Source organism: Ancylomarina sp. 16SWW S1-10-2, from assembly GCF_009669305.1.
In the GTDB taxonomy this organism is placed as follows: Bacteria; Bacteroidota; Bacteroidia; order Bacteroidales; family Marinifilaceae; genus Ancylomarina.
Window position 1 is genome coordinate 30,381 of the sequence record NZ_SADB01000005.1, and the last position, 25,726, is coordinate 56,106.

The 25,726-nt window shown below is 34.2% G+C and carries 15 protein-coding genes; 3 read left to right on the forward strand and 12 right to left on the reverse strand.

What is annotated here, in order from left to right; translation table 11 throughout:
• Positions 1 to 53: 53 nt before the first annotated feature.
• From sprA to EMN46_RS05265, 10 genes are all read right to left on the reverse strand, one after another.
• Positions 54 to 7,559 carry a cell surface protein SprA gene (gene sprA, locus EMN46_RS05220; RefSeq protein ID WP_154199627.1) on the reverse strand — a complete coding sequence of 2,502 codons (7,506 nt, stop codon included), beginning with the start codon at positions 7,557 to 7,559 and terminating at the stop codon, positions 54 to 56.
• Between the two features lie 28 nt (positions 7,560 to 7,587).
• Positions 7,588 to 8,169, reverse strand: a complete 582-nt coding sequence (gene ruvA, locus EMN46_RS05225; RefSeq protein ID WP_154199628.1) for a Holliday junction branch migration protein RuvA — start codon at positions 8,167 to 8,169, stop codon at positions 7,588 to 7,590.
• 40 nt (positions 8,170 to 8,209) lie between these two features.
• A complete protein-coding gene (gene pdxA, locus EMN46_RS05230; RefSeq protein ID WP_154199629.1) occupies positions 8,210 to 9,289 on the reverse strand; it encodes a 4-hydroxythreonine-4-phosphate dehydrogenase PdxA in 1,080 nt (359 codons plus the stop codon).
• Positions 9,290 to 9,493: 204 nt separating this feature from the next.
• Complete coding sequence (locus tag EMN46_RS05235) at positions 9,494 to 9,874, reverse strand: hypothetical protein (RefSeq protein WP_154199630.1); 381 nt, start codon at positions 9,872 to 9,874, stop codon at positions 9,494 to 9,496.
• A 45-nt stretch (positions 9,875 to 9,919) separates the two neighbouring features.
• Complete coding sequence (locus tag EMN46_RS05240) at positions 9,920 to 10,936, reverse strand: DUF4837 family protein (protein WP_154199631.1); 1,017 nt, start codon at positions 10,934 to 10,936, stop codon at positions 9,920 to 9,922.
• A gap of 58 nt (positions 10,937 to 10,994) precedes the next feature.
• Positions 10,995 to 12,302, reverse strand: coding sequence for a lytic transglycosylase domain-containing protein (locus EMN46_RS05245; protein WP_154199632.1), 1,308 nt, complete (start codon positions 12,300 to 12,302; stop codon positions 10,995 to 10,997).
• A 189-nt stretch (positions 12,303 to 12,491) separates the two neighbouring features.
• Positions 12,492 to 12,692 (reverse strand): twin-arginine translocase TatA/TatE family subunit, encoded by a 201-nt coding sequence (locus tag EMN46_RS05250; protein ID WP_154199633.1) that lies wholly within the window; start codon positions 12,690 to 12,692, stop codon positions 12,492 to 12,494.
• Positions 12,693 to 12,780: 88 nt separating this feature from the next.
• The gene (rseP, locus tag EMN46_RS05255) at positions 12,781 to 14,124 is read right to left on the reverse strand and encodes an RIP metalloprotease RseP (protein ID WP_154199634.1); all 1,344 of its coding nucleotides are present in this window, start codon (positions 14,122 to 14,124) and stop codon (positions 12,781 to 12,783) included.
• A gap of 83 nt (positions 14,125 to 14,207) precedes the next feature.
• Entirely contained in the window at positions 14,208 to 15,356 is a 1,149-nt protein-coding gene (locus EMN46_RS05260; RefSeq protein WP_154199635.1) for a 1-deoxy-D-xylulose-5-phosphate reductoisomerase, read from the reverse strand.
• A gap of 55 nt (positions 15,357 to 15,411) precedes the next feature.
• The gene (locus EMN46_RS05265) at positions 15,412 to 16,284 is read right to left on the reverse strand and encodes a M23 family metallopeptidase (RefSeq protein ID WP_154199636.1); all 873 of its coding nucleotides are present in this window, start codon (positions 16,282 to 16,284) and stop codon (positions 15,412 to 15,414) included.
• Between the two features lie 249 nt (positions 16,285 to 16,533).
• On the opposite strand from EMN46_RS05265, the gene EMN46_RS05270 reads away from it, so the two are divergent.
• The 3 genes from EMN46_RS05270 (at position 16,534) to EMN46_RS05280 (ending at position 20,473) form a co-directional block, all read left to right on the forward strand.
• The gene (locus tag EMN46_RS05270) at positions 16,534 to 16,866 is read left to right on the forward strand and encodes a hypothetical protein (protein WP_154199637.1); all 333 of its coding nucleotides are present in this window, start codon (positions 16,534 to 16,536) and stop codon (positions 16,864 to 16,866) included.
• A 272-nt stretch (positions 16,867 to 17,138) separates the two neighbouring features.
• Positions 17,139 to 19,577, forward strand: a complete 2,439-nt coding sequence (locus EMN46_RS05275) for a TonB-dependent receptor (protein ID WP_154199638.1) — start codon at positions 17,139 to 17,141, stop codon at positions 19,575 to 19,577.
• Positions 19,578 to 19,717: 140 nt separating this feature from the next.
• On the forward strand, positions 19,718 to 20,473 hold the full coding sequence (locus EMN46_RS05280) for a DUF4197 domain-containing protein (RefSeq protein WP_154199639.1): 756 nt from the start codon (positions 19,718 to 19,720) through the stop codon (positions 20,471 to 20,473).
• 68 nt (positions 20,474 to 20,541) lie between these two features.
• Here EMN46_RS05280 and EMN46_RS19615 read toward each other — a convergent pair whose 3' ends face one another.
• Both EMN46_RS19615 and EMN46_RS05290 read right to left on the reverse strand, forming a co-directional pair.
• Positions 20,542 to 22,788, reverse strand: coding sequence for a hypothetical protein (locus EMN46_RS19615; protein WP_195715188.1), 2,247 nt, complete (start codon positions 22,786 to 22,788; stop codon positions 20,542 to 20,544).
• Between the two features lie 59 nt (positions 22,789 to 22,847).
• Positions 22,848 to 25,574 carry a TonB-dependent receptor gene (locus EMN46_RS05290; RefSeq protein ID WP_154199640.1) on the reverse strand — a complete coding sequence of 909 codons (2,727 nt, stop codon included), beginning with the start codon at positions 25,572 to 25,574 and terminating at the stop codon, positions 22,848 to 22,850.
• Positions 25,575 to 25,726 lie beyond the last annotated feature (152 nt).

Here is a 25,726-nt window from a genome sequence, read left to right on the forward strand (position 1 = left end):
TACCCCAACTCTTATTTCTAAATAAATTTTTGTTTATGTTATTCGACACAAATCTATTGAGCTAAAGTAAAACGCACACTCACGCCAAATTCTGTTGTTGTAGTAGGGTAAGAAAGAGAAACATATGGTTCGTTAACAATTCTATCGTAATATAAACGTAAATTAAGACGATTACTCAGTACATAATCAGCTGACATTTTAATGGTCACAACTTTCTGTCCCGAGGTTAACTGATCAACTTCATCAACAATCTTTCTAATTATTGTACTATTTTTTCGGATAGATAAGTCACCACGAAGATTTAAACTACTATTAAATTTCTTTTGACCTGAACCAGATCCAATAATTAAACCTAGATTATCGAAACGATACCCCATTCCAAAAACAAACTCACTCGATGCAACTTCAGTTAATTGCGTATTAGAAAGACTTAAAATAAGATTACGGGTTCGTTTAATTTCAAAGGTCGTGGAAAAATTATTCTTCCACATCATATCGATATTAATCAAAGGATTAAACTGTTCATTAATAGAAACTGAATTTGCCTCATAAATAGGAAGAAAATCCCCAATTAAATCAAACTTATCGCTAAAACCATATTCATCGGACGAATAGTCCAAATTATTATTATAAGAACCAATATTATAAGTAGAAGTGTATGAGTGATTCACATTAATAGATTTAAAATAACGCTTAACTAAAGGAATCTTAGATAATCCATCAAATGTGACTCTCCAATTAGGCATCATCTTAGTAATGTTTGGAAACAACTTATTATACTTGCTTCCACCACCGCCATAAGCTTTCAAGAATGCAGGAATAAGCACATCTTGCGAAGTTGAACCATACCCCTCATAGTATCCTTCTTCAGAAGAACTTTCATGATCATCATAATCTAAACCCCAACGTTTTTTTGCCAATCGGAGTGATTCCAATTTTCTGGTAGTTAAAAATTCATCAAAATACTTAGATGAATAATCTCCTGTATTTCCAATACTAAAAAATGCAGATTTCATACTCATAAAAGTCATACTAAAGTTACCCGTTAAGGTTTTATTCTTAGCATCAAAAACGGGTTGATCTAGAGTTGAAGCATCTTCATTATATATATAGAACTCATTTGTATTCTTAGAATAAGTTCTATTTGCATTCAAATTTATTTTTAAGCCTTTTACAAGTTCAATAGTTGATCTAAAAGTGAAATTTTCGGTGTGAGTCATCACATAAGGTGAATTTAAAGTAGGATCAGTAGTAATCCAACCTCTACGAGCTGCATCAGCCGCAAAACCTTTATTCTGAGCACCAACCAAGAAATTGAAACCTGGAGCTTTTGAACCATTAAAGCTTTCGCCTCCAAAGAAATTTGTTTGTGGTAAATAGCCTGGCAAAGTCGTAGAATTAGTTTCAGAGTAACCCAAAGAGATATTCCTAACACTCATTCCTAATCTCAACAAGCCTTCACCAGCTTTTACAAGAATATTATCTTTCTCTAAGACCTTTCCACTTATTCTAACACGAGCATTCTTTAATGATTTTTTTGAAATCACACGGACTCTATTCCCTGATAATGCACGATACTCAACTCTTACTTCTTTTCCTTCGAGATCGTATACTTTTACTGTAACATCCCTGGTTCCCAATTTGTGATAAACAGATTTACCCACATTAGCCTTAAATTCATCAACCTCTCCCTCATAGGTAACCTTCTCAAACTTATCGCTCCTCGTTTTATAACGTCGAGTTCCACTATATTTCTGATTGATTTTCTTTAAAAAGTTAGATGAATTATAAAGATTAACCATATTCATTTGACCATTCAATTGAATATTATTTGAATTTTGAACCGTATTTCCATGATCAAGTGTTTCATCTTCTAATATGGCACCAGCATTCCAATCGTACGATCCCGTGTAACGAGTTGTTAAGGACGTCCATTTTAAAAATGGAATCTTATTTATGGGTACCTTATAAGTAACATTAAAATTGTGATGATACTTTACATTACGTCCACCATCCATTAAATTATTCCATATGGAATCTTTCCAAATATTATAAGCATCTCGGTCTCTATCTTTATCGACAATACCATCTGGTTCATCGATACGAGATGTATTAGTTGCAGAAAAATCGAACTTAAGATTCTTAGTTAGATTGTACTTTAAGTCGTAATAACGATACCAATTAAAGTTTTTATCGTAAGTTGGTGTTATCAATAAATTTGGTTCTTCAATATTTCTAGTCTCAACTTCTCTATAGTATCTCTGTATATCAGAACGTACAGACACCTGAGTTGGCATTAAGTAAAAATTGAAATCACGAAGTAATTGTAAATATGGCGATTTAAATAATTTTGATTTCTTAAGTGGCGAATAATTCTTTGGACGAGAGCTATATGTATAATTCAATACGCCCCGAACATTCTTTTCCAAATCACGCACTTTATTCACATTACGTGAATAGGTTTCATTATACGAATAAGTTGCAGACAGATTTGAAATATCCAATAATTTAGATTTTCCATCTTGTTTCTCAATTCGAACATTGGTTAGATTAAAACTCTTACGTTTAGTATAGTCTTGAGCAATATGCTTAATGGAATCTCGTTCATTCTTATTTGCTGCTTGGTCCAATGCGACATCAAGAGGAATATCTGGATCGAGAGGATTGTACTCTGGATTCGACGTTTCTTCTGAAATAGCATAATACAATGGTATTCTCACTCCTGAATTTTCAGGGAAAAATTTACCTAATTCTAAATTCGCAGTAAAATCATACTGGAAAACATCTTCTTTATTTCTGTCATTTACACCATCTTCAATGCCTCCAAAACCAGAAGTCATTCGACTACCAGCCCAAGTTAAAGTCCCTAAATCAGCCAGCTTAGTTGTTACTCTCAAGTTAGCAGCCCATCCACCATCTTCATCAAAATCAGTCAAACGAAGTTCATTCAACCAAACTTCAACCGCTCGCCTTTCACCATCGTTACCATTATCACCTTCTTGCGGATACTTAATTCCTACCATAACAGTACGAACATTTGCCAAATTTGGATTACCCTTGATACTAATTTTATTGTTTTCAGCAACGGCTTCAGCGTTACTATCAAGTTCATTCACATTTCTGGAATAGACAGTCAATAAATCGGCAGTAGATCCAGCCTCTCGCATCTCAGTGTTTCTCATCTGCTTGATACCTGAGAATAAATCTAATTTAAAGTCAAAACGGTTTTCATCTGGCCATACAATCAATCTATCATCCGAACTTTCATTCGTATAAGAACCGAAGGGTGTCATTTTTAAAGGAATCTCATATTCATAGTAGTTGTTCTGATAATCAGAACCTATTCGAATAAAGACACTTAAATCATCATCATCATTCAACGTTAAACCATCAATATTCTCGGCATGTACATCCATTTTAAGTGTACCATACTTACGAATATCCATATTAAGCGTTTTGTATGCAGCTTTGGCATCGCCTTCCTCTAAATCTGTAACTTTTAACTGTATAGCCTGTTCATTCAATTGTAATAATTGTGGATTACTTGGATCAACAACACGATCGATACCTGGAGGCAACACATAATTCACTGGTTCTTTTTCAGCATTTTCTTCAATATTTACTGCTGAAATTTCAAACTTAGTATCTTCTGGAGATAATGATTCATCAAGACGAAGTGATTGATCATAAGTTCTCCAATCATTACGAACTAAATCCAAACTTGCAAAACGTAAAATAACCTCTTCATCAAAATTCTCCAACATCATTCTCATAAAACGAATAGACGTAAAGTCATTGATATTATCTGATTTATCGTTGTATTTTTCTAATGGAACCTTAAATTGAAACCAATTAACCGTTCCTTTTGTACCATTAGCCAAATCAACAGTACTTTCAACCTTATTCACAATAAAGTTTTTCCCCACCTGCATCTCATTCGGTTCAAGATGCACTTTATATTCGTAGTAAGATTCTGTTTCGCTTAATGTGTTATCATGATTTAAATCCTCTACATCAGGTATAGTCGTTGCCGATGTAGGATATGATTCTGGTGATAAATCAGTGGTTGGAGAGTTTCCATCTGGACCATTAAAATCTTTATATCTATCAAGAATACTAAACTCATTAGCATCATAATCGGAGCCTCTAAAGTAGTGGAAGTTATCACTCGAAGGGTCATTATTAGCATCAGCATATGCCTGTGAACCAGACCCAAGATCTGGAGAGTTTTGAATATCTAAAAGATATTTATCAAAGAATGTTCTTTCATCATCAGTACTTAAACCATCCATCCCGACATCTTGATATTTTCGAGATTCGTTATCATTATCAAAAGCGTTTACTAAAGATTGAACAAGAGGTACACGTCCCCAAACTGTTGTATCAACCAAAACGACATTACTACTTGTTGGTAATCCATTCTCAAAGCTTTTACGTGAATCTCTCAATACATCTTCCGAGATATTACCTAAATCCAGTACAATATCACCACCCTTATGTGTTTGATCGTAAACAAATGGATCCATAAGCCAAAACTCCACATAAGCAATATTTGCCGCCTCAAAATCATTGGTTTCAATCTTACGCATAATACCACCCCAACGTGATTCTGGATTCTTCAATGTTCCATCAGCATTCATACCATCCGAAATACCAGCCTGACCATCTACATCATAATTATAAGGTCCTTTCTCATCAGGATAGTAAGCTAAGTTTAATACGGAAATATTAGTAGGAACACCTGTTTCGGTTTCCTTATTAGGCCAAATTTCTTCTTCGTAAATTTCACGCACAAAGTGATTTGACAATTGTTCTTTATCTGATCTAATATGAGAAGGCGTTGTAGATGTACCTCTATTAAATAGAGGATCGATAATATACCAAGCTAACTTAGCACGGTTATAACCATAAGCCAGATCGTTATTCAATAATCCTTCGGGAAACTCTTCTGGATTATCTTGCGGTGTACTTGCTAAAACCCAAGCATTATAGTTCTTCATGTCTATTGAGGTTTCTGTTCCCTCAAAATCATCAATATATGCTGTTCCCGAACTACCAATCGCTTTATTATGTCCTGGCAATAATTGTGCAAATTCACCTTCAATGGATATTTGAGATGGTTCTTTGGTTTCAATAAACGGAAGTTTATCAACCAAATTCGTTAAGAACATTGATTCTGTTCTATAACTACCATTCAATCCCCAAATTGTATTTGAAATAGGCTCATTACCTATATTTACTTTCTGAGTTAAAGGCTGCTCAGACAAGTGCATTACGGTTGCTCCTAAATTAAAATCATCATTAAATTGATAATCCATTTGGACGCCAAGCAATGTTTTTGTTTGAATATTAAATAACGAATTACTTTCTGATGATATAGAAATAGGTGTTCCCGATTCTAGTAATGCCTGATTAATAATTTTAACACGACCCAAGGTATAGTCAACTGTATAATCGATATTCTCGACAAGTTTAATACCACCAGCTGTTACATCAACCGAACCTGGTTGAACATTAAGTGCATTCAAGGAAATTTCTGATCCTCCAGTAGACTTATAACTTCCCTTTAAAGAATATTTATTTTTTTCAGCTATTTGCTGAGCTTCATTCTGTGTTTCTGAATATAGTTCATCAAAGGCATACTCATCTGCCAAAGCATTATTCGTAATTTTCGATCGCAGATAAGAACCAAAAGGTTCTTTAGCAGGGAAAATAATACGCCCTTTTTGCGAATAAATTGTTAAGGCTTCAATAAAGTCAAACTGTCCATCGGGAGTAGGATCTAATTGTGAATTTAAATTATCGAGATTCAAAAGGCTCAATAAAATTTCATTCTTTCCCGATCCATCAGTATCTATGTAATTTAATTGCGAACCTGCTTGGTCATTCTGATATAAAACATCCAAACGGAAATCTTCAGAATTAACCTGATAAGCACCAATATTATAGATATTCTTCATCATTAACTCCCAGGTTGGAAGCGTTGGATTTAGATTTGTTCCTTTAATTAATTTAAGAATCAACGAATTAGGGGCACTAAGGCTAGTACCTAAAAGCTCACCAACTTGATAAACTTCACCATTTGCAGTATATTGATAAGCTACCGCAACAACTTCGTCAGCATTAAGCGATTGATTCAGAGAAATAAATCCCAAACGACTGTTTAAGGTATATTCTGATTCGCTAAGAAGACGAGCATTTTCAACTTTCTCATAATCTTTACCCGACGAAAAATTGGGTGCCAATGGTGATAATGTGGTTGTAACCTGATTGATATCACGAATATTTCCATATGTCGTGGTCATCTGATCGTAAACATTATTTCTTGTATTAGAAGGATAAACACCTGCTTCAGTCTCGGAGAATAAAGCCGTGTTATGAATATTTGCTTGATTTTCTCCAAGATCTACAAAACCAACAAAGTTTCTGGAATTTTCGAAATTCGAATTTTTATTTGTAATCCAAACTTCAATTTTATTAATTGTTACAGCTGAATTAACTATTGGCAAGTTGGCTAATGCTTCATCGTAATGGTCGTAAAAATACTTTGACAGAAAGAAGTGACGATTAGCTTCGTATTGATCTGCAGAAACTTCGAACTCACTTTTCTGAGCACCATTTTCCATATTAACGACCTTAGTCTCACCTTTTTGTTGAGAAAAAACAGAAGCAACAGATAATTTTCCAAATTGCAATTCGGCTTTAACACCAAACAAGTTTTGGCCTCCAGTAATTAAAGTATTCGAAATTGGCATTGAAACATTACCTGCTTCAATCTTTCTAATAATATTATCTTCCTTTCCATTATACTCCAACTTCATTTGATTCTCAAAATCAAATGTTGCCTCGGTATTGTAATTGACTTCCATCGATAAGATATCTCCTACCTTACCCGACACACTCATTTGAATTTTCTCGTTAAAATCGAAACTTGTTGTCTTTCGTAAATCCTCAGAAATAGTAGGGTTATCGACTTTAGTTGTGCTAATTCCAAAACTTAATTCGGCTGCTCCTTGTGGTTTAAAGGATATATCCAGATTCTCAAACAATTTCCCGAATACTTTAGAGCCTAAAAATGAACGTTGATCAGTACCTCTAACATTTCTATCAGACAAAACACGCTCCATCCAATAATTCCTTAGGTCATCCTGATTTTGTTGTTCTTGAAACTCTTTTTTCGACATTGAAGTTGAATTTCTATAATCCATTCCTCCAATTTGCTTCTTCAATATATACTCCCCCGTTACCGGATCATAAACTATTGTTTTTACAATATTAGATGGGTCTTTTAAGTATAAAGGCGAGTTGACTCTATCACTCTTAAGTTTAGAATCATCTTCATCGTCAAAAGCATAAGGGAGGGTTTCATCCTTTGCACTTTTCTTATTCGCTTTTATAAAAGGAGATTTGGGATTAGAAATTCGTTTTTCACTCTTAACAAGCGTTGAATCTTGCTGCATGACCTCAAACAAACAGGTGTCTGCTTTTAAGGAACTATCATGAAATGAGAATCCTATTACTAATAAAAATGATAATATGTATCGTATCAGTTTTTTCAAGAATGAGGCTTTAAAAAAAAATCAAATGTTATAATTGCTTAAGAGCTAATTTTATAAGCTCTTCAACACTTGATGTCGTATTTGTTTTAATTACTTTATCAAGAACTTTAGCAACTGTATTTTTCGCAAAACCAAGCATCACTAATGCTGATAACGCTTCTTCTCTAATTGTATTGTCTTGAGAGAATACAATTTCACCCAACTCATCTTCTTTACCAATCTTATCTTTAAGTTCAATAATAATTCGTTGAGATGTTTTAGCACCAATCCCCTTTACATCTTGTAAGGTCTTTGAATTATTAGAAAATATAGCTTTTTTAATCTCTTCAGCCGTCAAAGATGAAAGCATTACTCGAGCGGTATTTGCACCAACTCCAGACACAGAAATTAACAAACGAAAAATCTCTCTCTCTTTTAATTCTTTAAATCCGAACAATAAATGCGCATCATCACGAATTACCTGATGCAAAAACAATTGTGTCGATTTATGGCCCGAAAGTTGGGAATAAGTATTCAGTGTAATATTAACATAGTAACCCATGCCGTTATTATCTATAATAACAGCAGTAGGGGTTAATTCATATATATCGCCTTTTATATATTCAAACATGCAGATAAGTTTGGATAAGTATCTTTAAATTAAACAGCTATTATTTAATTAGCTGTCTCTTATTTTGATAATCGTTACTCGGAGCTTTTACTTTCATCGGATCTTTAGTCAATTCTTCATATTGAATTCTATTGCGATAAACATCAATAGCAAGATATAAAGCTTCTTGGAATGATTCTGGTGAAGCAACATTAGTTCCAGCAATACCATAAGCAGTTCCATGAGCTGGTGAAGTTCTTACTTTAGATAAACCGGCCGTAAAATTAACACCTGAATCAAAAGACATAGCTTTAAATGCCGTAAGACCTTGGTCGTGGTACATTGCTAAAGTTGCATCAAATTTAGAACAATCACTCGATCCAAAGAAACCATCAGCAGGATAAGGACCTAATGCCATTACACCACTTTTTCTTGCCTTCTCAATTGCTGGAATAATCACATCTATCTCCTCAGTACCAATCAAACCATGATCACCTGCATGCGGATTTAAACTAAGAACGGCTATTTTAGGTTTACGAATACCAAAATCTTGAATCAATGACTTATTCAAAATATCCAATTTCTCAAGAATCTTTTCTTCGGTAATACTTTCAGGTACCTTAGAAATAGGAATATGTCCTGTTACAACACCCACTCTAAGCTTATCGCTAATCAACAACATTAAAGATTTTCCAGAGTTAATTCTGGATTCTAGATATTCTGTATGTCCTGGGAAAACAAAAGTTTCCGACTGGATATTCTTTTTATTGATTGGAGCGGTAAGCAAAACATCAATATTTCCTTCCTTCAAATCCTTAACAGCTGCTTCTAGAGAAGCCAAAGATGCAACGCCTGCGCTTGTGGTTGATTTTCCTAATTCAACTTTTACATTCTCATCAGTACAATTGATAATATTCACTCTTTTAAAATGAGCATCTTGTGCCGATTTGATATTATTTAAACTAAAGTCTTCAATATTTAAAACTTTTTTGTGATATGCAGCAACTTTAGGAGAACCATAAATAATTGGTGTACAAATCTCCAAAATTCGATTATCCATTAAGGTCTTTATAATAACCTCGTAACCAATTCCATTTATATCACCTTGAGTTATTCCAACTTTTATCTTAGTATCCTTCATCAGTATGTATTTTATATATATCGGTCAGATTATTTTCTTTAAACAAAATTCAAGTGAATTTTCAATAAAACTTCACTGTTAGACTATATCTATCATCGTGTTTAAAAAGACAATCCAAATATGTTTTCACAAAAGTAGTAAGATTAAAGAAAACATCTATTATAATCATATCACTCTATTTTATCACCTAATAATCTAATGAATTTATAATTTATCTTGGTTTTCTTTAAAATAATTTCGAATAAGTACTTTTTTCAACTCTCGCTGAATAATCATTTCAGATAAAAGTTGATGTTTAACCATATCGGGGTACTTCAACTCATTTTTAATGATTTCTTTTTCACTTAAATCTATCTGATACAAGAGTAAAACCAAACGATGATAATCCTGACTAAGCATAAATTCAACGTGTTTATTTACCTGATCAAACAATTCACAATAAGCCCCTTCTGGCTCGCCAGAGAATTCTACCTCAAAACCAAATTGATAAAAATCCTTACTAATTTGAGCCGCAACTTGTTTCAAAATATCAACTTTGTCGCGATATTTCGAAATACTAATGTTATTATAATCTGGTAAATTCACTTATAATTAAATATTCATTTAACATCAGTCAGGCAAAACCTCGACTTATTTCTTTTTTTTCTTCTCAAGATTTTTTATTGGAGTGTATGTATACATAATAGCTTCAAGCTCTCTCAACAGTTCGCGTTTATCTTTATTGGGATTATATACATAAGCATCCATACAAATTACACGATTATTCTCTGCGTCTAAAAATGTTAGATTCACAAATGGACCTCCCATAAAATCACCATTAACTTTCCATAAACCTCTCATCTCTACAGCATAATTATTTAGAAACTCAAAATGTTTAAAGGAAATAGGAAAATTCATTTCTGTTGTCATGTAACTTCCTTTGTTTTGACCTGGAACTAAATCCTTCAACAATGCATTTCTCATCGATAAAATCGAGTTCTTATCAAAAGCCTCTTCTTCAAGGTAATCGTATGTATATATAAACATGCCTTGACTTGTTTGAGGCGTTTCTTTCTTAACCCAGAAAAAATCAGGTTCAATTTTACCAATCTCGTATCCCGATGGAAAAGACAAAGTAAACTGCTTATTTTCCTTTAAATAATCGAATATTTCCTGAACGGGAGCTTTTTTGATAACTCCAATTTTACGATTTCGTTCACCTTTAAGAAAATAGCTCAAAATTTTTGTTCTATTCGCATCAATCACTTCTATCATCTCTTTATTACTAGCAGCCTCAACATACATAAAAGACTGAGTACGTGCGTACATATCATTTTTTATAAGTAATCTCGTTTTCTTTACTGAAGGAGAAATCTTTATTTCTAAAATACTTCGCTGGGTTTTATAAACACTCGTAAAATTTTCATAATTGAGGTGATACAAATCCATTACGGATTCATCCTGGGGCATACCTACTTGAATATCGTTAAAGATTGATTTAATTGAATCACCAACAACACCCTCGTATATTGAATTACTACATAAAACAATTACTTCTCCTGATTGCCCAGTAACTGTAGGCATTAAACCTTTTGTTGTTTTCTTACAAGAACTGATGCTTGTGATAAGAATCAAAATAATAACACTTAATTTTATTGAAGATTTCATTATTAATATTTTAATTAGATTTTTTAAAACTCGTTAAAGTCCTTTATATATTCAACCATTAGAGTACACTATACTCCTTATTTTCAGATCCAAATCCAACATGAGATATTCTATTTGTATCCTCCTTTGGAACCCATACTTTTAGCCTCTGCCCAATATGCAACATATCTCCCGTAAGATTATTCCATTTCTTAATATTCGTACTAGTACATGAATACTGCATCGCAATTTTATGAAAAAACTCACCTGCTTTTACCACGTGAACAATACACTTTTTACCTCTTGTGGACGACATATTGGGTTCTATATCCTGATATAAAATTTTCGATTGATGTTCAGAATATAGTTTCGTTTCTTGTTCTTTAAACGCAAGAGCTATATCAACAGGTAGTGTCAATTTCGCTGGCAACTCAGACTTAGGAATAAAGTCGAGTTTATAAATAGGGTTTAAACGTCTTAGGTCTGAAATAGAAATTCCCAACTCTTTAGAAACAGTCTGCAAAGACAAAGCTTGTTTCACATTAACCTCCGAAAGTTTTAGGTAGGAAAACTTCATCTCATTAGGAACAATATCATGCTCCTTATTGTAGTTCATCACATAATTAACAGCAATAAATGCAGGCACATAAGTTCTGGTTTGCTCTGGTAAATAAGCAGAAATAGCCCAAAAATCAGTCTTTCCACCAGAAGCCTTTATGGCATCACGAACAACACCTGGACCACCATTATATGCAGCGATTGCTAACTGCCAATCACCAAAAATACGATAAAGATATTGTAAGTATTTACAAGCAGCTTCAGTCGATTTCACAGGATCCATTCTCTCATCAACATAAGACGAAATTTTTAGATCGAACATACGACTTGCATGATACATAAACTGCCATAGCCCAGTAGCACCAGATGGCGATTTAGCTTTTGGGTTTAATGCAGATTCTATTACAGCAATATATTTCAACTCAAGGGGTAAATCATATTTATCTAAATACTCTTCAAAAATCGGGAAATATATTTCACTCAAGCCTAGAATCTTAGCGGTTTTCTCACGATACCGTACTGAGTAAACATCTATATAACGTTTAACGATATCATTAAAATCAAGCTGAATTGGACTTGCTTCATTTAATTTTTCAATACGCCAAGAATAATCCTCATTTGTATTAACATGACGATTATTAGGACTAAGTACATCAACATTCAACTCTTTCGTACTGGGCTCATTTTCTAAATAAGTCTCTGATGTCGAATCTGCTTTCTTACTAGACCAACTTTCACTCACCTCTCCACCAGCTTGACTTACAAGAGGAAAACTCAGCAAAACTGCTGTAAATAATAGGGTTTTAATAGCTAATATAGTATATCTCATCGGGAATAATCACTTCAACAATAGGCGTAAATTTTGCCGGAATTAAGATAAGCATTTTATCCGTGTATCAGATCAAAAAACAAGCAATTATATGATAATTATAACAATTCTTAAAAACACACAGATTGACGTATAAATATCTTAAAATATGAGATATAAAAAAAGCAGGTCATAAAACCTGCTTTCTTATTATTTATCTTTCAATTTTTTTTCGTCTTCATCTTTTTCCTTTTCATCGGTATCAGTCGCTTTTTTAAACTCTTTCATACCTTGACCTAAACCTTTCATTAACTCAGGAATTTTTTTACCACCAAACAAAAGTAAAAGAGCAAATACAATAACAATAACTTGCCAAGGACCGACCATGCCGGCAATTACAAAAAGATTCATAAGTCCATTTTTAAGAATTAAATATCACAAATATAACATTTTCATATAAAGTATCAAGACACTCACCTTAAGCACTCATCATTTAGTCTTAATTAAAGGCCTTGATGATATCATTTGCATTGGCAAATATAAGAAGTCCAAATAATAAAATCATTCCTCCAACTTGAGCATATTCCATAAACTTTTCACCTGGCTTACGTCGAGTAATAATCTCGTACAATAAGAACATAACATGACCTCCATCTAATGCTGGAATAGGTAGAATATTCATAATGGCTAAAATAATTGACAAGAAAGCCGTTAAGTTCCAGAATGCATGCCAATCCCACACACCTGGAAAAATACTCGCAATAGTTCCAAAACCACCAAGTGATTTATAACCTTTAGTCTCCGAAGAAAAAATTAACTTGAACTGTTTCAAATAAGATTGTAGCTTATCAACTCCTTTATTTATACCTGCTGGAATAGCTTCTAAAAAGCTATATTTTAGTGTAGCAAATTCAAAATGATTAAAGTGTTTCATTGCAACACCCAACAAAGCATCTTCCCCTAAAACGGTAGAAATTTCTTGAGTTGCTCCATCTCGCTTAACTGTAAGTGCAACAGCTTTTCCCTTTAGTGTTTGAAGGTAAGCTAAATATTCATCTAAAAATTTAAAATCCTTTCCATTTACAAGAAGCAATTCATCACCTTTTTTAAGTCCAGCAGCTTTTGCAACCGACTCTTTAGAAAAACCTGCAACTATAAAAGGTTGCAAAGGCATTCGAGGTGCAATAACAGGGCTCATTGAAAAACCTTTGCTACTCTTATCCAACAAATCGGGAACAAAAGTAGATGGTATTGCAATATCCATCATATGACCATCACGCTCAACCTGCATGGTTTTAGGCGAGTTAAGTAGAATATTAATTAAAATATCAGAATACTTGACTTGCTTTTGATTATCAAGTTCTAAAATTTTATCTCCGTTTTGCAAACCTATACTCTGTGCCAATGAATCACACACATAACCATACTTCACATTTTCAGCAGGTAGATATTCATCTCCCCAAGCGAATAATACAGCTGTATAAATGAAAAAAGCGAGAATAAAATTCACTAAAACCCCACCTAACATAATCAACAGACGCTGATAAGCTGGTTTTGAACGAAATTCATAAGGCTCAGGAGGCAATGCCATTTGTTCCTTATCCATCGACTCATCCATCATGCCTGATATCTTCACATATCCTCCAAGAGGAATCCATCCAATACCATATTCTGTATCTCCCTTTTTGTATTTAAAAAGAGAGAACCCAGGATTAAAAAACATGTAGAATTTCTCTACTCGAGCTCCAAAAAGTTTTGCGAAAGCAAAGTGTCCTAATTCGTGTAAAACCACGAGAATTGACAAACTCAGAAGAAACTGTGATACTTTGATTAATATTTCCATTAAATTTTAATTATCTTATTTATAGGCTCAAAATAATATAGAGCATTATCCTTTATTTAAAAAATCAGGACAAGGTAAGTATTTTATAACAAAGAAGCTGCCAATAATCTCACTTCAGAATCGCTCGCAACATAATCATCGTAAACTGGCTTGGCAATAAAACTAGCTTTTTGCATACACGTTTCAATAATATCACTCATTTGAAGAAAACCAACTTGATCTTTCAAAAAAGCCTCAACCATAACTTCGTTGGCTGCATTAATGATACATGGCATATTTCCCCCCTTATTCATAGCTTCAAAAGCAAGAGCTAAATTCCTGAAATTTTTCGTATCAGCTGGCTCAAAAGTAAGCTTTGGATAATCGAGAAAATTAAATCTATCGAAACTCGTTTTCACACGCTTAGGATAAGTTAGGGCAAATTGAATAGGCACTCTCATATCAGGCAAACCCATTTGAGCTTTCATCGAAGCATCTTCGAACTGAACCAATGAATGAACTATAGATTGTGGATGAACAATCACATCAACCTGCTCTGGTTTAAGATCGAATAACCACTTGGCTTCAATCACCTCGAAGCCCTTGTTCATCATGCTGGCAGAGTCAATGGTGATTTTTGCACCCATGTCCCAATTGGGATGTTTTAAGGCTTGTTTGGAAGTAACCGATTCTAGGAATTTTCTATCTTTCCCTATAAAAGGTCCGCCCGATGCTGTTAGGTAAATTTTCTCAACAGGATTTTCGAATTCGCCAATTAAACACTGAAAAATTGCAGAATGCTCCGAATCAACGGGGTAAATATTAACGCAATTTTCAAGAGCCAATTTTTGAATAATTTCGCCTGCTACAACTAGTGTTTCCTTATTAGCAAGAGCAATATTCTTTTTGGCTTTAATCGCATTAATAGTTGGTAACAATCCGGAATAACCTACCATAGCGGTAACAACGACATCAATAGACGACATGCTAACAACCTGTGCAATAGCATCACTACCTGCATAAACTTTAATATCCTCATCCTTTAAAGCTTCCGATAGTTGTTGATATTTATCCTCACATGCAATTACAACCACATTGGGTTGGAATTTCTTTGCTTGGGCAACCAACAAGTCTACATTTGTATTTGCTGTTAAAACGTCAATAACAAACAAATCTGGGTTTGCTTCAACAACCTCTAGGGTTTGCGTTCCAATAGAACCCGTAGATCCTAAGATTGCAATATGTTTACTCATTAGTTCCTTACTTTTTTTGATTCTGATTATCCTACCAAGTGATTTCCGATAGAATTTAAAATTTGATATAATTTTCAGGATTTAAGGCTTTTCCATTATGCCATAACTCAAAATGCAAATGAGCTCCAGAAGTCAACTCACCTGAATTTCCTAGAATAGCAATAGCTTCACCTGCTCTGACAAACTCGCCTGGTTTTTTCAATAATTCCTGATTGTGCTTATATATTGATACAAGATCTTTTCCATGTTGAATCTGTATCACATAACCTGTATTTAATGTCCACTCCGCAAAAATAACGGTACCATCTAAAACAGCTGAAATTCGCTCATTCTTAGGTCCCACAATATCAACACCATAATGACCTGATTGCGCATCGTAAGGATTTGATATCATCCCTTTCATAGGCGTAAAGAAATGAATACTTGAAATTCCTCTAGCTTTATTTTCTCCAGAGATGGTCAAATTAAATTTTTCTTCAGCTTCATGTTCTTTTCTGAAAATAGAATCTTTCTCAGATTGGGTAAATTGCAAACCCTTATATTTGGGATCAACAATCGAATCGGCTTTCCTCTGAATCGTGTTTTCAAAATCATTCCCTGAAATAACATTCTTTATACCTTGAAAAAATCGATCACGTTTCTCCAATTCTAAAGTTAATGAGTCAACAGAATTCATATTCTGCTCAATGCTCCTACGCATTTTACCATCTGGGTAACCTGGAATATATTCTCGTAAAGGAGTAAAAGCAATTAAAACAGTAATAAGAGCAATCAAAACAATTAAAGAGATACCGGCAACAGTAAATACATTCAATCTAGAAAGGCGGAAAGATAAGGTTTCTTCAAAAGTACTTTCGTTTGAAATAGTTAACCGATATTTATTCCGAAGTTTATTTATGATCTTTTTTTTCTCTTTTTCTTCAGCCATACTTATATTAATTTGATAGACTTACACATCAACAGACTCCGTCAAAATTTAAAAGACAAAGTTATAAGAATTAAGCAAAATATAAGAGAAGCTATTCTAAATTAAAAACAGAAATTAAAAGATGTTTTAAAACACTTCCGCTAATATCACAAGATGTAGGTATTGTTAGGGGGTAAGAAAGCACATACATTTGCCATGTAAAAAAACACATACTGTTTGATGGAATTCTTTAGAAAAATAAAAATTGCTATGTTGATAGTGCTACTTCCTGCAATGCTTGCATTGACTGGGAATGCTATCTTCAATATGCATATCCACAAACGAGTTGATGGCACCACCTATGTTCATGCTCACCCTATGCCAGATGGCGGAGCACAAAAAGGAACAACACATTCTCACACTAATAAAGATTTTTATTCAATTCGACATATAACCAGTTTTATTTATATTGCAATTACAGCTCTATTCCTGAGTCTAATTTTCGCAAAACAACTAAGACTAGTTCATGTTGAATCCATACTTGTAAAACATGGCTTTACAGCCGTTCTTCTGTACAACAGACCTCCTCCTTTCTTGGTTTAAACATCTTGTATTTCAGATACACTCATTCTAAATAGAATTGTCAATGTATTTCCATGCTCTTTTCCTAGATTTAGAGTATAATAAACACGCCTGATAATCAATAGATTAACGTGCACACCTTCTGGATTCCAAAGACAAAACACATTATCAACTTTGTTTTACCGATCAATTTACTGGATATAAAAACCACAAGTTTTATAAGATGTTCAATTCACTATGAACTGAGTATTCGATATGCTTGTGATACATGAACCCAACAAAAAAATAACTAAATGAAACTTATAGCTAAATTAAGCCTAAGCTTATTCTTAATAGTATCCCTAACACTTATTGTTGCTGCAGAAAACAATACAGCAACAATTAAAGGAAGAGTTATAGATATTGCAACCAATAAACCGGTATCCTTTGTAAGTGTTGCTGTTAAAGGCACTTCTATTGGAGCTGTCACCAATTTCGAAGGTGAATTTGAGATAACAAATGTACCAACTGGACATTGCGAAATAATTGCAAGCTGTGTTGGTTATCGTGCAGATACAAAACAATTCGATGTTAAGCTTGGTCAACCCAACAAACTTACTTTTAAAATTAACGAAGATTTTATTGGTCTTGACCAAGTGGTTGTTACTGCTGACAGAAATCAAATTTCAAGAAAAAATGCACCTGTTGTTGTGAACTCAATAGGTTCAAAACTTCTTGAGAATACTGCAGCATCAACTATGGCTGAGGGATTAATGTTCTCTCCAGGTTTACGTGTAGAAAATGACTGCAACAACTGCGGATTCTCTCAAGTTAGAATGAATGGATTAGAAGGTCCTTACACACAAATTTTGATTAACTCTCGCCCTATTTTTAGTGGATTAGCTGGTGTTTATGGTTTGGAACAAATTCCTCCTAGTATGATTCAACGTATTGAAGTTGTTCGTGGTGGTGGATCGGCACTTTTCGGCGGAAATGCCATTGCTGGTACCATTAATATAATCACAAAAGATCCTGTAAATAATTCATTTAAAATAGGCACTAAATATAGTAGTGTTGGTACTGGCGTAAGTGCTAGCGATGAACCAGCAGGTGATATTTCTGTTGATTTCAACGGATCTATTGTTTCTGATGATAATAATTCGGGAATCTTTCTTTTCGGGATGAAACGAAATAAAAAAGCCTGGGATGCCAATAATGATGGTTTTTCTGATATTGTAGAATTAAAGAATTTAAGCGTAGGTTTCAATGCCTTTCATCGCTTAAGCGATTTGTCTAAATTAAGCATGGAATACCATGTTGTTGATGAATATCGTCGTGGTGGTGATCAATTAGATTTACCTGCTCACATGGCTTTAATTGCTGAACAAGTTGAACATGACATTAACTCAGGAAGCATATCGTTAGATCAATTTTTCTCAACCGAAAGAATAAATAAACTTTCAGTTTATGCATCGGCTCAACATATCGATAGAGATTCTTATTATGGTGCAGCCACTTTGAAAGATGATAATGGAATTGATCTTGCAGAACCAATTTACGATAACAGCGCCTATGGGGCAACTGAGGATTTAGCTATTTCAGCAGGAGCACAATTATTTTCCCATTCTGATAAATTTATATTTGCTCCAGCCGATATAACATTAGGCTTTGAGAATGTATACAATAAATTAAAAGATAAGAATCTAGCTTACATAGACTATACGACAAATTCCTTAGTACCAACAAGCATTATTGCCAACCAAAGTTCAAACACGCTTGGAGCTTATGCTCAATCAAAATGGGATTTGGGTTTTGCCACATTCCTTTTAGGTGCGAGAGTAGACTCTTACAAAATTAAAAACAGCGTTGAAGATTCTGAAATCAGCAATACAGTTGTTGTTCCAAGAGCAAACATTTTGTTTAAATTAGACGATGCCATGCAATTACGTTTAAGTTATGCTAAAGGTTATAGAGCTCCACAAATTTTCGACGAAGACTTACATATTGAAGCTTCGGCTGCTCGTCGTGTTATTCACAAATTGGCTGAAGATCTAAAAGAAGAATCTTCAAACTCATATACCGTTTCGTATGATGTAGATAAAAGCTTTGGAAAAATTCAATCCTATCTTTTGGTCGAAGGTTTTTATACCGATTTAGATGACTCATTTGTTAACGAATACAGCGACATTGACGAAGATGGAAATTTGGTAGCATATCGCACAAACTCAGACGGTGCAACTGTAAAAGGTGTCAACCTAGAATTCAAAATTGCTCCATCGTACAAACTCGATTTTCAAATGGGAATGACTTTGCAATCTAGTGAGTATAAGAAGAAGTTTGATCAAGGAGACTTAACAACAATAGAAACAGATAAAATGTTGAGAACACCTAACCAATACGGTTATTTTTCAATGAACTGGAAACCGCTTCACGAATTCACAGCAAGCCTATCTGGCAGCTACACAGGCTCTATGGATATGATTCACTTTGGTGTAGAAAAAGATGCAAACGGTGTTGCTACGGGCGATCAACTTGTGAAAAGTGATGAATTTATGGATATGGGGGTTAACTTAGCTTATCATTTCGACCTGGGTGGTGATGTGAAACTAGAATTCAATTTAGGTATGAAAAACATTTTCAACTCTTTTCAGGATGATTTTGATGAAGGAGCTTATCGAGATGCAAGTTGGGTTTATGGACCACTTAACCCAAGAACAATCTATTTTGGGATAAAATTGGGAAACTTACTATAGAGGTTCCAAACAAAAACATTGGGGATTCTATCGGTTAGAATCGGCGGAGTACAAACTTTAGAGTTTTGCTCCGCTTTATTTTTATAAAAAATCCTGATCTTTTTATAAATTGCAAGGATTACGAATCAATTGGAATGACAATGCTTAAAAAATCTATATTATTACTCAGTGTTCTTTACTTCACATCGTGTGCAGAGCTACAAACCATGGTTAATGAATATGCCACAGAACAAAATGCCCCTTTAACTTCCTTTGATGTTTCTCAAGGACTGAAAGAAGCCCTTCAATTGGGAAGCAAACACGCTTCACAAGTTTTATCGATAAAAGATGGTTTTTATAAGGATGAACTTGTTAAAATATTACTTCCACCCGAGGCGCAAACCATAAGCCAGAATATCAAAAAAATTCCTGGCGGAGAAGATATGATTGATAAAGTTGTGCTCCGACTAAACCGAGCAGCCGAAGATGCTGTAGTTGAAGCTGCACCCATTTTTGCTTCCGCAATTACTGAAATGACTATTCAAGATGCCTTTGGTATTTTAAAGGGTGATAAAAATGCAGCGACACAATATCTTAAAGCTAAAAGCTATTCAAAACTTAAGGATTTATTTATGCCTAAAATAAAAGCTTCACTTGATAAAAAACTGATTGCTAATTTATCAACTAACGAGTCGTGGAATCTTTTAACAAAATCATACAATCAGGTTGCATCTAGCTTTATTGGACAGCTCGCAGATCTAGAAACTGTAAATTCGGGGCTTGATGAATATGTTACCGACAAGGCTTTAGACGCTCTTTTTATAAAAGTAGCCGAAGAAGAATTGAAGATCAGAAATGATCCAGCGGAACGTGTTAGTTCAATTCTAAAACGGGTTTTTAGTCAGCAGGATGACTAAAAAACAAAAGGCAGATCCTGTAGATCTGCCTTTAAAACTCAACCCAACCTAACCTAACCTAACCTAACCTAATTAACTATTACAGTTCCATTATAAGCTGTGTTCAAAGCATCTGATAACCAAGATGGTTTTGAGATTCCAGCTCCAGCACCAGTTGCTTCTGTATTTTCAGTAAAACTAATTCCTGAAGAAGCTTTTTCGTCGTTACCTGTTCCCATATCAACAAAATTCACATTTGTAATTACGATATCACCTGCAGCAATTCTAGCAGCTGCATCAGTATCACTAGATGAAACGTAGAAATAAGCTTGCCCTTTATTATCGGCTAAACCTCCAATTACAACATTATCGATGTTCATTTTACCAGCACCTTCCTTTAAGTAAAATGGTTTTTCGCCCATTCCCGAAACTGTAAGGTTCTTTAGTGTCGCATTGGTCATTGGTGTAGCTGCACCATTATCACCATTATTCGATCCTTCGATTCCTGATTTCGCAGAATTTAAAGACATCCAGTTCATACCTGTTCCTCCCCATCCATCAGCAAAGTCGATTCCATCATCACCACTCTCGTATGATAATAGGTAAGAAGCATTAACAGTTCCACCGAAAAATTCCATTCCGTCGTCACCACCTTTATAAGAAACAACATACTCAACAGTTGTACCTGAACCTACTCCGAAAAGTGAAAGACCATTGAATTCTTTATCATTAGTATATTTATAACCTGTATATTCTAAACGTAGGTAAGAGATTTTACCCGAATTATCATCAGTAACATCGCCACCATAAGCTAAACCAGAAACCTCAGCACCTGCACTACCTGCATTTGATTTATTAGTTGGAGCTTTACCACAAATAACGAGTCCACCCCAAGCTTCAGCTTCGGTTTTCTCACAAGTCATTACAACAGGAGCATCTGCAGTACCATTCACAAATATTTTAGCACCTTGTTCAACAGCGATATAACGAACATCAGTATCTGTAGCAGTTGCTTCAGAAGCAATAATTACAGTTCCTGCTGGAATTGTTAAACTCGCACCTGCCTTAACAATAACTGCACCATTAAGTACATAAATGTTGTTTGCATCTAATGTCATATCAGAAACAACATCACCTTCAAAAGCAACCTTAGCTACAACAGCATCTCCAAATACAGTTGTATTTGCATCAATCGTGTTTAAAGCATCTGATACCCATTCTGGCTTATTAATTCCATTTCCTGCACCTTTTGCTTCAATATTCTCACCAACAGTTAGAATATTAACCGCTTTAGTTTGGCCAGCTTTCATATCAACAAAATTGGCATTTGTAACAACAATATCGCCAGCATTAATTCTTGCAGCAGCATCCGTATCATCGGATGAAACATAAAAGAAAGCTTGTTCTTTCTCAGCAGCTAAACCACCAATTACAATATTATTGATATTCATCATACCAGCACCTTCTTTTAGGAAAAATGGTTTTTCACCAACACCATAAATAGTTACATTCTTAAGTGTTGCATCTGTCATAGGTGTTGCAGCTCCATTGTCTCCATTGTTAGATCCTTCAATACCCGATTTAGCAGAATTCAATGAAACCCAATATTCTCCAACACCAGACCATCCGTCAGCAAAATCGATTCCATCATCACCACTATCAATCGAAACTAAGTGAGATGCATTTACGGTTCCACCAAAGAACTCCATACCATCGTCACCACCTTTATAAGAAACAACATAGTCAACAACAGTTCCAGAACCCACTCCGAACATAGAAAGTCCATTAAACTCTTTTTCGTTTGTGTATTTATAACCTGTGTATTCTAAACGTAAATACTCGATAGCACCCGAGTTATCGTTTGGTTTATCGCCACCATAAGCTAAACCAGAAACCTCAGCTCCTGCACTACCAGCATCCGACTTATTGGTTGGTGCATACCCACAAACAACTAAACCACCCCATGCTTCAGCTTCTTTCAAAACAGATGTCATAACAACTGGAGCCGAAGCAGTACCTTTAATATAAATTTTAGCACCTTGCTCTACTGCTATATATCTTACATCAGCATCGCTTGCCGAAGTTGCAGTTGCTTCAATTCTTGTTCCTGCTGGAATCGTTAAACTACCACCTTTTTTTACAACTACTGCACCTGATAGCTTATAGGTTTTTGATGCATCAAGACTAATCACTTCACCATCTTTAATTTCACCTTTGAAATCCTCAGAGTTGAATTCTCCTTCCGCTTTTGGAATTGGTTTGGAATCATCATCTTTCGAACAACTTGAAAATCCAAGTACCGCAATTGCCAATAAGGCTAATAATAACTTTTTCATTTTCTTTTTTAATTAGATTATAAAATGGATATAATATTTACTTTCTTAAATAATTTATGTTAAAACGTATAACTTAAACCCATGCTCAGGTTCGTACCTTTTTTATAGGATTTAACTAGCCAATCCTGACTAGCATTTTCTTGTATTCTATCAATATCTTGATTAAGAATATTTTTAACCGAAAAGCTTAAACCCAACTGTTTAATTTTCGATTTCAACACAAAATCAAGTGTGTGTACTGCCTTATCAACTCGATTACCTAAACTTGAATATCCAATTAGATTCAAACGATCTGATACATATCCATAAACAAAAGTTGATGTAACTGAATTCTTTCCTTCCTTCCAAGAATATTTATAAGTCAAATCAGCATTTGCAATCATTGGTGCAGCTCCTTGCAATTCCTCCTCATCCTTATTAAAGTTCGCATTGAATTGCCCTTCTGTCTGGTTAATAATTTTGTCAGCATTTAATTCTTGCTTAGTTTCCATTAAAGTCAAATTGGCACTTAAGGATAATTTCTTTGTTGATTTTGCTGTTGAGACTGAAAATAAATCTTTTTTTATTTCGAACTCTAAGCCATATAAGTAAGCCCAATCGCCAGTATTAGCGTAAGTAAATTCGTTACCTGCAGAAGCTCTTACAAATTTGTTTATGGGATCGACGATATATTTACCAAAAGCAGCTACCGAAATAAGTTCACTTGGTTTAGGGAAGAATTCCCATTTAATTTCACCATTGTAATTGGTTGAAGGTGTTAGGTAAGGGTTACCTATTGTCACGTCTGTTATGCCTTCGAAAAGGAATAATGCTGTTTCTTTAAACTGAGGAAGTGTGTATGTAATACCTGTTGCAAATCTTAAGTTCGACTTGTCATTCAAGGCATATTTTAAAGATAAGTTTGGTAGGACTTTCTGTTCTGTAAACTCTTCTTCTCCTTCACCCAAAGATGTTTTATATTCTATTTTCTGATTGACATTCTCTACACGAAAACCGATTAGGGCTAAAAATTTAGAATTAAAATTGTATTCTAAACTTGCAAAACCGGCATTTATTATTTGCTCTCCATCGTAGGTCGAAAGAGTTACAAAATTGTTTGAAAGCACTCGAAGGTCAAAAAGATCATTCTGTAAATTTTGATTATTAAAATAAGCATCCACATCTAAAACATCAACTAACTGATTTGTTTTAATCTTATGATTAAACTGAGTCGATTCAAAGGCTCTATTCTTAAACTTACCTTGGTAACCAAAAGTGATCTTCCCTTTATAGTTAGCATCATCAAAACCATTACCAAATTTATAATCCAAATTCAGATTTACCGCCAACTCATCTTCTGTTAAATCGTGAAAATATCTATTGTTATTTCCTTGATCATTAATAGCAAAAACCTTTTCATAATCATCCTCTCCCTCTAAGGTATTGTGTCTTCTGTCTGGTACAATATTATTCACCGTATTATAAGCAACACCCCAATTTAAATCTAAATTCTTTTTAAGAATATGCTCTCCAAGAAGCTGATTAACAAGAACTGTGTTTCGCTCATACTCTGAACGTCTCACATAAGCACCAACCTCAGCCAAATCGAAAATAGTTCCTCGCAAATTTTTAAGTGATTGCTCAGATGTATTTAATAATATTGAATTATAAAAAATCTTATTGGAAGCCCAATTGTAATTAAGATTCAACATACCCGTTGTTTGAGTATTATAATTAAACTGTTCACCTTTTAAATCGGTTCGTACATAATCACTGCCATTAACTTTTCGTTGTAATAAATCGCTATAGGCATATTCATTCTCGAACGAAAGGCTAGCAAAAACATTTAGATCAGAATTCTCGAACTTAAAACTTTTCCCTCCTGATAAAGAGATATCAATTTTAGGATAAACGGTCTTTTCTTCAGGATTCCAAGTACTTTCAAAATCGTAAACACTTAAATCTTGTGGATAATCAAAATCATCAAAGCCTAATACTCCAGGTCCATCGCCTAAATAAAACTTATCAGCATCGGCTAAACTTAAATTATAACCCGATTTCAAGCCTATCTTTAAAAAACTGTCTCCCGAATGAACTTTAGAGATAACATTGATATTTGCTCCTGCAAAATCACCATTTAAGTAGGCAGTAGAAACCTTCTCTACATCAATAAACTCGATAATATCTGTAGTAAATAAACCTAGATCAATATTTTTCAACTCTGCGTTATTCGAAGGTAAGGGCAAACCATTTAAAGTTGTTGAGTTATAACGATCACCTAAGCCACGAACACTTAAACCTCTATTTCCTTCTTGTTTACTTACACCTGAAATTTTACTGGCTGCCGAAGCAGCATCAGATATACCTTGAATTGCTAACTGCTGAGCACCAATAGATTGTTTCATCACCGATGATTTCTTCTGGTCCATTAACAATACTAAAGCTGATTCTCGCTTAGCCTTAGCAATCACCACTACATCATTCAGTTCAACCGATGAAGCGCCCATTTCAAAATTGATAACTAGTACATCACCTTCACTAGTTTCGATATTTTCTTTAACGACTTTCTCATATGAGATAAAAGAACATACTAGATTAATTGTTCCTACAGGTACATTATTAAGTATATAGTTACCATCAAAATCGGTTACTGTTCCAATTGTTGTTCCTTCCACATAAACCGAAGCTCCTATTAAGGTCTCTCCTAATTTAACGTCTTTCACATTTCCGGTTATGCTTGTTGTTTGAGCAATCGCAGTCAGAAAGAATAAGTTTAATAATATAAGTATGAATACTTGCTTTGTCATTTCGTCTTTAATAAATCTATTTGTATTTCTATTTCTTGTTCACTATGCGATTTTAGACAAGAAAGACGACAATCATGTTAAATTATTCTTAAGTGAAAATCATCAAAACAGAAAGATCATATTAAATACATGTTAGGGGAAAGTGATTTGTT

Bases quoted from the DNA above. Each gene is read 5' to 3' on its own strand.
- ruvA (WP_154199628.1), bottom strand. From the start codon at position 8,169: ATGTTTGAATATATAAAAGGCGATATATATGAATTAACCCCTACTGCT.
- pdxA (WP_154199629.1), bottom strand. From the start codon at position 9,289: ATGAAGGATACTAAGATAAAAGTTGGAATAACTCAAGGTGATATAAAT.
- EMN46_RS05240 (WP_154199631.1), bottom strand. From the start codon at position 10,936: ATGAAATCTTCAATAAAATTAAGTGTTATTATTTTGATTCTTATCACA.
- EMN46_RS05245 (WP_154199632.1), bottom strand. From the start codon at position 12,302: ATGAGATATACTATATTAGCTATTAAAACCCTATTATTTACAGCAGTT.
- EMN46_RS05250 (WP_154199633.1), bottom strand. From the start codon at position 12,692: ATGAATCTTTTTGTAATTGCCGGCATGGTCGGTCCTTGGCAAGTTATT.
- rseP (WP_154199634.1), bottom strand. From the start codon at position 14,124: ATGGAAATATTAATCAAAGTATCACAGTTTCTTCTGAGTTTGTCAATT.
- EMN46_RS05260 (WP_154199635.1), bottom strand. From the start codon at position 15,356: ATGAGTAAACATATTGCAATCTTAGGATCTACGGGTTCTATTGGAACG.
- EMN46_RS05265 (WP_154199636.1), bottom strand. From the start codon at position 16,284: ATGGCTGAAGAAAAAGAGAAAAAAAAGATCATAAATAAACTTCGGAAT.
- EMN46_RS05270 (WP_154199637.1), top strand. From the start codon at position 16,534: ATGTTGATAGTGCTACTTCCTGCAATGCTTGCATTGACTGGGAATGCT.
- EMN46_RS05275 (WP_154199638.1), top strand. From the start codon at position 17,139: ATGAAACTTATAGCTAAATTAAGCCTAAGCTTATTCTTAATAGTATCC.
- EMN46_RS05280 (WP_154199639.1), top strand. From the start codon at position 19,718: ATGCTTAAAAAATCTATATTATTACTCAGTGTTCTTTACTTCACATCG.
- EMN46_RS19615 (WP_195715188.1), bottom strand. From the start codon at position 22,788: ATGAAAAAGTTATTATTAGCCTTATTGGCAATTGCGGTACTTGGATTT.
- EMN46_RS05290 (WP_154199640.1), bottom strand. From the start codon at position 25,574: ATGACAAAGCAAGTATTCATACTTATATTATTAAACTTATTCTTTCTG.